General features: G+C 52.2%; 1 rRNA gene. It reads right to left on the bottom strand.

Annotation, left to right across the window (positions count from 1 at the left end):
* Positions 1 to 57: 57 nt before the first annotated feature.
* Positions 58 to 2,948: ribosomal RNA gene (locus ACIP0B_RS27895) — 23S ribosomal RNA — on the bottom strand.
* Positions 2,949 to 3,146: the final 198 nt, after the last annotated feature.

The raw sequence follows: 3,146 nt of genomic DNA, 5'->3' as shown, positions 1-3,146 counted from the left end.
CGTCTCCACACACCGCAATCTGGCCCCTTCCGGGTTCGCAAATTGCTTGGGTGTTATATGGTCAAGCCTCACGGGCAATTAGTATCGGTTAGCTCAACGCCTCACAGCGCTTACACACCCGACCTATCAACGTCGTAGTCTTCGACGGCCCTTCAGGGAGCTCAAGGCTCCAGTGAGATCTCATCTTGAGGCAAGTTTCCCGCTTAGATGCTTTCAGCGGTTATCTTTTCCGAACATAGCTACCCGGCAATGCCACTGGCGTGACAACCGGAACACCAGAGGTTCGTCCACTCCGGTCCTCTCGTACTAGGAGCAGCCCCTCTCAAATCTCAAACGTCCACGGCAGATAGGGACCGAACTGTCTCACGACGTTCTAAACCCAGCTCGCGTACCACTTTAAATGGCGAACAGCCATACCCTTGGGACCGGCTTCAGCCCCAGGATGTGATGAGCCGACATCGAGGTGCCAAACACCGCCGTCGATATGAACTCTTGGGCGGTATCAGCCTGTTATCCCCGGAGTACCTTTTATCCGTTGAGCGATGGCCCTTCCATACAGAACCACCGGATCACTAAGACCTACTTTCGTACCTGCTCGACGTGTCTGTCTCGCAGTCAAGCGCGCTTTTGCCTTTATACTCTGCGACCGATTTCCGACCGGTCTGAGCGCACCTTCGTACTCCTCCGTTACTCTTTAGGAGGAGACCGCCCCAGTCAAACTACCCACCATACACTGTCCTCGATCCGGATGACGGACCTGAGTTAGAACCTCAAAGTTGCCAGGGTGGTATTTCAAGGATGGCTCCACGCAGACTGGCGTCCACGCTTCAAAGCCTCCCACCTATCCTACACAAGCAAATTCAAAGTCCAGTGCAAAGCTATAGTAAAGGTTCACGGGGTCTTTCCGTCTAGCCGCGGATACACTGCATCTTCACAGCGATTTCAATTTCACTGAGTCTCGGGTGGAGACAGCGCCGCCATCGTTACGCCATTCGTGCAGGTCGGAACTTACCCGACAAGGAATTTCGCTACCTTAGGACCGTTATAGTTACGGCCGCCGTTTACCGGGGCTTCGATCAAGAGCTTCGCGTTAGCTAACCCCATCAATTAACCTTCCGGCACCGGGCAGGCGTCACACCCTATACGTCCACTTTCGTGTTTGCAGAGTGCTGTGTTTTTAATAAACAGTCGCAGCGGCCTGGTATCTTCGACCGGCGTGGGCTTACGCAGCAAGTGCTTCACCCTCACCGGCGCACCTTCTCCCGAAGTTACGGTGCCATTTTGCCTAGTTCCTTCACCCGAGTTCTCTCAAGCGCCTTGGTATTCTCTACCCAACCACCTGTGTCGGTTTGGGGTACGGTTCCCGGTTATCTGAAGCTTAGAAGCTTTTCTTGGAAGCATGGCATCAACCACTTCGTCGCCTAAAGGCAACTCGTCATCAGCTCTCGGCCTTGGAACCCCGGATTTACCTAAGATTCCAGCCTACCACCTTAAACTTGGACAACCAACGCCAAGCTGGCCTAGCCTTCTCCGTCCCTCCATCGCAATAACCGGAAGTACAGGAATATTAACCTGTTTTCCATCGACTACGCTTTTCAGCCTCGCCTTAGGGACCGACTAACCCTGCGTCGATTAACGTTGCGCAGGAAACCTTGGTCTTTCGGCGTGCGAGTTTTTCACTCGCATTGTCGTTACTCATGTCAGCATTCGCACTTCTGATACCTCCAGCAAGCTTCTCAACTCACCTTCACAGGCTTACAGAACGCTCCTCTACCGCATCACTTGCGTGATACCCGTAGCTTCGGTGTATGGTTTGAGCCCCGTTACATCTTCCGCGCAGGCCGACTCGACTAGTGAGCTATTACGCTTTCTTTAAAGGGTGGCTGCTTCTAAGCCAACCTCCTAGCTGTCTAAGCCTTCCCACATCGTTTCCCACTTAACCATAACTTTGGGACCTTAGCTGACGGTCTGGGTTGTTTCCCTTTTCACGACGGACGTTAGCACCCGCCGTGTGTCTCCCATGCTCGGCACTTCCAGGTATTCGGAGTTTGCATCGGTTTGGTAAGTCGGGATGACCCCCTAGCCGAAACAGTGCTCTACCCCCTGGAGTGATACATGAGGCGCTACCTAAATAGCTTTCGAGGAGAACCAGCTATCTCCGAGCTTGATTAGCCTTTCACTCCGATCCACAGGTCATCCGCTAACTTTTCAACGGTAGTCGGTTCGGTCCTCCAGTCAGTGTTACCTAACCTTCAACCTGCCCATGGATAGATCGCCCGGTTTCGGGTCTATACCCAGCGACTAAACGCCCTATTAAGACTCGCTTTCGCTACGCCTCCCCTATTCGGTTAAGCTCGCCACTGAATATAAGTCGCTGACCCATTATACAAAAGGTACGCAGTCACAGAACGAAGTCTGCTCCCACTGCTTGTACGCATACGGTTTCAGGATCTATTTCACTCCCCTCTCCGGGGTTCTTTTCGCCTTTCCCTCACGGTACTGGTTCACTATCGGTCAGTCAGTAGTATTTAGCCTTGGAGGATGGTCCCCCCATGTTCAGACAAAGTTTCTCGTGCTCCGTCCTACTCGATTTCATGGCCAAGAGATTTTCGCGTACAGGGCTATCACCCACTATGGCCGCACTTTCCAGAGCGTTCCGCTAATCTCAAAGCCACTTAAGGGCTAGTCCCCGTTCGCTCGCCACTACTAAGGGAATCTCGGTTGATTTCTTTTCCTCAGGGTACTTAGATGTTTCAGTTCCCCTGGTTCGCCTCTTGCACCTATGTATTCAGTGCAAGATAACCATCTTGTGATGGCTGGGTTCCCCCATTCAGAGATCTCCGGATCAAAGTCTGTTTGCCGACTCCCCGAAGCTTATCGCAGGCTACCACGTCTTTCATCGCCTCTGACTGCCAAGGCATCCACCGTATGCGCTTCTTCACTTGACCATATAACCCCAAGCAATCTGGTTATACTGTGAAGACGACATTCGCCGAAAATTCGCATTCGCCCTTGCGGGCAACTCACAAATTTTACCTTAGCCTGAATCCGCACCAGTGAAAGTGCTTCATCAGTCTTTCTATCACATACCCAAATTTTTAAAGAACGATCTGACAAAGGTCAGAAATCAACATTCAACGCCGTCC

The organism is Pseudomonas sp. NPDC089534 (assembly GCF_044749305.1).
Taxonomy (GTDB): Bacteria; Pseudomonadota; Gammaproteobacteria; order Pseudomonadales; family Pseudomonadaceae; genus Aquipseudomonas; species Aquipseudomonas ekonensis.
The sequence above is the reverse complement of the archived record's forward strand: the minus strand, read 5'-3'. Positions and strand labels throughout refer to the sequence as shown.